The organism is Streptosporangium amethystogenes, from assembly GCF_000721075.1.
Lineage (GTDB): Bacteria > Actinomycetota > Actinomycetes > Streptosporangiales > Streptosporangiaceae > Streptosporangium > Streptosporangium amethystogenes.
Genome location: NZ_JOEQ01000053.1, coordinates 23,252 through 29,323, shown reverse-complemented (window position 1 = coordinate 29,323; position 6,072 = coordinate 23,252). Strand labels below are relative to the sequence as shown.

Sequence of the window (6,072 nt, the reverse complement as noted above, 5' to 3'; positions counted from 1 at the left end):
ATGACGGTACGGATGCCCATCCGGCGCATCTCGTCGAACCGCTCGCGCATCCCCTGCTTGACGACATCCTTGAGGTGAATCACCCCCAGCACCCGCGCCCTGCCGTCGACGATCTCACCGACGACCAGCGGGGTGCCCCCCGAGCCGGAGACGGCGTCGACGATGCCCCCGACCGCCTCGACGGGGTGGCCGCCGTGGTCGCGAACCCACTTCATCACGGCGGTGGCGGCGCCCTTGCGGACCTGGCGCCCTTCGAGGTCGACGCCGCTCATCCGGGTCTGCGCGGTGAACCCGATCCACTGGGCGCGGGCGAGTTCTCCCGGCAGGCGCTCTCTCAGCCCGTGCTCCTGCTTGGCGTAGACCACGATGGAGCGGCCCTCGGGGGTCTCGTCGGCCAGGCTGGCCAGCTGTGCGGCCTCCGCCAACTCGTCCGCGGAGACTCCGGGGGCGGTCAGGAGCGCCGACGCCTGCCGGTTGCCCAACGTGATGGTGCCGGTCTTGTCCAGCAGCAGGGTGTTGACGTCCCCGGCGGCCTCGACCGCGCGGCCGCTCATCGCGAGCACGTTGCGCTGGACCAGGCGGTCCATACCCGCGATACCGATCGCCGACAGCAGCGCCCCGATGGTGGTCGGGATGAGGCAGACCAGCAGCGAGACCAGCACGACGCCGGTGACACCGTCCTCGGTCAGGGCCGGCGAGTCCGGGACTCCGGGGTTCTGGGCCTTGGCGTAGATCGCCATCGGCTGCATGGTCGCGGTGGCGACCAGAAAGATGATCGTCAGGGCGGCCAGCAGGATGTTGAGGGCGATCTCGTTGGGCGTCTTCTGCCGGCCGGCGCCCTCGACCAGGGCGATCATCCGGTCGATGAAGCTCTCACCGGGCCGCTGCGTGATCTGGACGACGATCCGGTCGCTCAGCACCTTGGTACCACCGGTCACCGCCGACCTGTCGCCGCCCGACTCGCGAATGACCGGGGCCGACTCGCCGGTGATGGCCGACTCGTCCACCGAGGCGATGCCGTCGACCACGTCGCCGTCACCTGGAATGATCTCTCCGGTCTCCACGACGACGAAGTCTCCCCGCAGCAGTTCGGGGGCCCCCACGACGTCCCACTCGGCGGAGTCGCGGCCACGCAGCCGCCGCGCCGTGATATCGCGCTTGGCGGCGCGCAACGTGGCCGCCTGCGCCTTGCCGCGCCCCTCGGCGACTGCCTCGGCCAGGTTGGCGAAGAGCACGGTCAGCCAGAGCCATACGACGGTGGCCCAGGCGAAGAGCGAGGGGTTCACCACCGCGAGCGCCGTGGTGAAGGCCGCGCCGATCTCGACGATCAGCATCACCGGGTTGCGCCAGAGCGTGGCCGGATTGAGCTTCCTGAGCGCCTCGGGCAGCGATGTGATCAGTTGCCCGGGGTGGAGGAGGCCGCCGCCCACCCTGCCGTTTCCGGGGGTGGGGGTATGGCCCGGCAGTTGGAACGTCCGGGTGAACATCACTGGATTCCCTCCGCGAGCGGGCCGAGTGCCAGGGCGGGCAGGAAGGTCAGCCCGACGAGGATCACCGTCACGCCGACGAGCATGCCGACGAACTGCGGCCGGTAGGTGGGCAGGGTGCCCGCCGAGACGGGCACCGGCGCCTGCACGGCCAGGGAACCGGCCAGCGCGAGTACGAAGATGATCGGCAGGAACCGGCCGAGCACCATGCACAGACCGAGCACCACGTCGTACCACGGCGTGTTGGCGGTGAGGCCGCCGAACGCGGAGCCGTTGTTGTTGGCCGCGCTGGTGAAGGCGTACAGCACCTCGGAGAAGCCGTGCGGGCCGCTGTTGAGCATGCCGGCCCGCTGCTCGGCCGAACCCATCGCCAGTGCCGTACCGGTCAGCACCAGCACCGGCGTGACCAGGAAGTACATCGCGGCGAACTTGATCTCGCGGGAGCCGATCCGCTTGCCCAGGTACTCGGGGGTACGGCCGACCATGAGCCCGGCCACGAAGACCGTGATCACCGCGAGGACGAGCATGCCGTACAGACCCGCGCCGGCGCCGCCGGGGGCGACCTCGCCCAGCATCATGTTGAACATCGTGATCATGCCGCCGAGCGCGGTGAACGAGTCGTGGGCGGAGTTCACCGCGCCGGTCGAGGTCAGGGTGGTGGTGGCGGCGAAGGCGGCGGAGTCCGGCACGCCGAAGCGCATCTCCTTGCCCTCCAGCGCGGCGCCCACCGCCTGCGGGACCGTACCGCCGTGGGCGGTCTCCAGCCCGGCGAGCAGCGCGACCCCGGTCAGTGCCAGGATCCCCATGACCGCGACGATCGCGTAGCCCTGCCGCCGGTCGCCGACCATGCGGCCGAAGGTGCGGGGCAGCGCGAAGGGGATCAGGAGGATCGCGAAGATCTCCACCCAGTTGGTCCGGCTCGTGGCGTTCTCGAAGGGGTGCGCCGAGTTCGTGTTGTAGAACCCGCCGCCGTTGTTGCCCAACTCCTTGATGATCTCCTGGCTGGCCACCGGGCCGCCGGTGATCGCCTGGGTGCCGCCGGTCAGGGTGGTCACCTCGTGCGGGGAGGCGAGGTTCTGCACCAGTCCGCCCGCCAGCAGCACGACCGCGCCGACGAGGGCGATCGGCAGCAGGATGCGCAGGGTTCCGCGGACCAGGTCCACCCAGAAGTTGCCCAGTTCCTCGGTCTTCTGGCGGGCGAGGCCGCGGACCAGGGCGATCGCCACCGCCATGCCCACCGCGGCGGACACGAAGTTCTGCACCGCCAGGCCGGACATCTGCACCAGGTGGCCCATGGTGGACTCACCGGAGTAGGACTGCCAGTTGGTGTTGGTGACAAAGCTGACCGCGGTGTTCCACGCGACGTGGCCGGTCACCGGCGGTCGGCCCAGCGACAGGAACAGCCTGTCCTGCAGCCGCTGCAGCCCGTAGAGGAAAAGGACGGAGACCGCCGAGAACGCCAGCAGGCTACGGGCGTAGAGCCCCCACCGCTGCTCGGCGTCCGGCCGGACGCCGGCGAACCGGTAGACCATCCGCTCGGGGGCGAGGTGCCCGGTGTCGTGGTAGACGCGGTACATGTAGTCGCCCAGCGGCCTGTGGACCACCGCGAGGGCGACGACGAGGGATCCGACGAACAGGATTCCCGCCGTGGTCGACGTCATCAGAAGCGCTCCGGGAAGAGCAGGGCCACGACCATGAAGACCACCAGGCCGACGACCACGACCAGACCGGCCGCGTTGACGGTACTCACAGCCGTTCCACCGCCTTGACGACCAGCCCGAGGATCGCGAAGACCGCGATCGTCAGGGCGACGAAGATGACGTCTGTCATCCCCACTCCTCGCATCCGGGATTTGTTCTCACCACCGCCCGACGGGCGGGGCACATGCAAGGAAAGCGCTGCTTTTCGCGCCTATTGCGCCTCTTGACGGTTTCCATACGCCCAGGCACCCAGGCTTGACGCCTCCCCCACGCGGGGCCCGGCATACCTTGACGACCGCTTGACGCCCGATCACCGGCTCTCGCCGCTGTGCGAAACGAGCGGGTGCCCCGGCCGTCGATCGCCGGTGGCGGCTTCCGTGTTCGAACGCCCCGAGGGCGGGAGGCTCCTATGATCGGAAAGGTGGCTGCCCCGATCTCCCGCCCCAGCGCCCGGGTCCTGCTGGTCGACGCCGACGACCGCCTCCTGCTGTTCCGGTTCCGGGCTCCCGCGCACTGGTCCGCCGAGCACTTCTGGGTCACCCCGGGTGGAGGGGTGCACGAGGGGGAGAGCCTGGCCGCCGCCGCGGTCCGCGAGTTGCGCGAGGAGACCGGGCTGGACGTCGCGGAGGAGCGGCTGGGGCCCGTCGTGGCCCGCACCTCCGGCCTCGCCGAGTTCGGCGACGTCCTGGTCGAGGCGACCGACTCGTTCTTCTTCCTGCGCGTCGCCGGCCACACGGTCGACGTCTCGGGGCAGGAGGAACTGGAGCGCTCACAGATCTCGGCGCACCGCTGGTGGCCGCACCGGGAGTTCCTGACCACCCGGGAGCCGGTCTTCCCCGTCGACCTGCCGGTCCTGCTGCCCGGCCTGCTGGCCGGAGACCTTCCCGCCGAACCGGTCCTGCTGCCCTGGCGGAGCGGCGGATAGTCACCCCTGCCGTCCCCGGCGTCGTATCGCGTGCCGCCCCAGGGATTCGAACCCTGAACATCCGCGTTCTGAGCGCGGCGCCTCTGCCGTTGGGCCAGAGCGGCCGGGCGCGCCGGGCGGCGCGCCGGTGGTGCCGTGTTCGGCGCCGCACCACCGTGCTGCGCCGCCGTGGTGCCCGCCTCCCGGCGACGGTCACCGTGTCCCCATATCGCCCGGTTCGTCCCTGTCGGGGTGACACGGTGTCGTCGGAACGGCAGGACTCGAACCTAATGACTTTGTACGACCCCGAGTTTCCCGACTCGGGAGCTCATCCCGCTGACGTCTCGATTCGAACTGGAGCTTGGACTTCTCATCGCAGGCCGTACACGGTGAGGATGAGCGACCGGCGAGTGGTGGTCGGCGGGGGCCGAGTGAACGCCTGTGCTGATACCGGACCGCGAGTCCTCTGCTAAGACCGTGCGCCTCGGTCCCTCTCGATCACCACCCGCCAGCCATACCTTTTCGCCAGGATCGTGACATGAGCCAGCCGCAGGAGACACCGCTCGTATTCACCAGGGCCACCGAGCCCTTGCGCAGAGCGCGGGCCTGCGGCCGGCTGGGGCCACGAACCGCTGATCGGATGTCGAGCCGCCGAGCTCTCTCATTAGGGCGTGGCGTGCCCCTGCGCGGCTCACCTGGGCCAACTACCGACGAAGGAGACGCCGGTGACGGTGACATGCGGAATCGACTGGAGCGAGAAACACCACGACATCGCCCTGATCGACGAAGACGGCAAGCTGCTGGCCAAACGACGCGTCAGCGACGACGCCCAGGGCTGGCGGATCCTGGTCGAATTGCTGGCCGAACACGGCGACCGCCCGGACGATCCGATCCCAGTGGCGATCGAGACCGGCCGTGGCCTGCTGGTGTCGTGCCTGCGCGCCACCGGCCGGAAGGTATACGCGATCAACCCGTTGTCGGTGGCCCGTTACCGCGAACGCCACAGCGTGGCGCGGGCCAAGTCCGACCACGCCGACGCCATGACCTTGGCCAACATCCTGCGGGTCGACGCTGCCCACCACCGGCCGCTGCCGGATGACTCCGAGCTGGTCCAGGCGATCGCCGTGCTGGCCCGCGCCCAGCAGGACGCGGTCTGGAACCGCCAGCAACTGGCCAACCAGCTCCGGTCGCTGCTGCGCGAGTACTTTCCCGCAGCGTTGAAGGCCTTCCACGTCAAGAACATCGGCCTGACCTCCCGCGAGGCCCGCACCATCCTGCAGGCGGCGCCCACCCCGGGCGCGGCCGCCAAACTCACCTTTCGCCGACTGCACGCCCTGCTACGCGGCTCAGGTCGCCAGCGCAACATCGAGACCTGGATCGACCGGCTGCAGGCGATCTTCCGCGAAGAGCAGCTGCGCCGGCTCCCGTTGGTTGAGGAAGCCCTCGGCCGCCAGGCCCAGGCCCTGCTGCTGCAACTGGACGCCGCCTGCCGCGCCGCCGACGACCTCGCCGAGGCCACCGGCGAGGCCTTCGGCCGGCACCCGGACGCGGCCATCATCACCAGCTTCCCGGGCCTTGCTGACCTGACCGGCGCCCGCGTGCTCGCCGAGCTCGGCGACGACCGCACCCGCTTCGCCGACGCTCGCGCGCTCAAGGCGTACGCCGGTTCGGCGCCGATCACCCGCGCCTCGGGCAAGAGCCTGGTCGTCCACCACCGCAAGGTCAAAAACCAGCGCCTGGCCGCCGTCGGCTACGTGTGGTCCTTCGCCTCCCTACGAGCACCAGGCCCCAGAGCCCACTACGACTACCGGCGCGCCGAAGGCGACCGGCACTCCAGCGCACTGCGCAACACTTTCAACCGGATGCTCGGCTGCCTGTTCCACTGCCTGCAGAGCCGCAAGATCTACGACGAGCACGTAGCCTTCCCGCCGCGCCTGGAAGCCGCGGCTTGACGTCTTGGCACCACCTATGACCTTGCTAT

The 6,072-nt window shown here is 69.9% G+C and carries 5 protein-coding genes and 1 tRNA gene; 2 read left to right on the top strand and 4 right to left on the bottom strand.

The window, feature by feature from the left end; genetic code table 11:
• The 3 genes from kdpB to kdpF all read right to left on the bottom strand — a co-directional run.
• The coding region (kdpB, locus tag IG98_RS0140605) for a potassium-transporting ATPase subunit KdpB (protein ID WP_051753561.1) at window positions 1-1,487 on the bottom strand (1,487 nt) is incomplete at its 3' end.
• On the bottom strand, window positions 1,487-3,148 hold the full coding sequence (kdpA, locus tag IG98_RS0140600; protein WP_030925295.1) for a potassium-transporting ATPase subunit KdpA: 1,662 nt from the start codon (window positions 3,146-3,148) through the stop codon (window positions 1,487-1,489). The genes kdpB and kdpA, both read right to left, overlap by 1 nt.
• A complete protein-coding gene (gene kdpF, locus IG98_RS51475) occupies window positions 3,148-3,237 on the bottom strand; it encodes a K(+)-transporting ATPase subunit F (RefSeq protein WP_037972605.1) in 90 nt (29 codons plus the stop codon). Before kdpF ends, kdpA begins: the two co-directional genes overlap by 1 nt.
• 371 nt (window positions 3,238-3,608) lie before the next feature.
• Between kdpF and IG98_RS0140585 the strand changes: the two genes are divergently transcribed.
• Window positions 3,609-4,112: an NUDIX hydrolase gene (locus tag IG98_RS0140585; protein WP_211264321.1), complete on the top strand. Its 504-nt coding sequence runs from the start codon at window positions 3,609-3,611 to the stop codon at window positions 4,110-4,112.
• Window positions 4,113-4,143: 31 nt separating this feature from the next.
• On the opposite strand, the gene IG98_RS0140580 is transcribed toward IG98_RS0140585, so the two are convergent.
• Window positions 4,144-4,216, bottom strand: a tRNA-Leu gene (locus IG98_RS0140580).
• Between the two features lie 600 nt (window positions 4,217-4,816).
• Between IG98_RS0140580 and IG98_RS0140575 the strand changes: the two genes are divergently transcribed.
• Window positions 4,817-6,043: an IS110 family RNA-guided transposase gene (locus tag IG98_RS0140575; protein ID WP_030925290.1), complete on the top strand. Its 1,227-nt coding sequence runs from the start codon at window positions 4,817-4,819 to the stop codon at window positions 6,041-6,043.
• Window positions 6,044-6,072: the final 29 nt, after the last annotated feature.

Bases quoted from the DNA above. Each gene is read 5' to 3' on its own strand.
- kdpA (WP_030925295.1), bottom strand. From the start codon at position 3,148: ATGACGTCGACCACGGCGGGAATCCTGTTCGTCGGATCCCTCGTCGTC.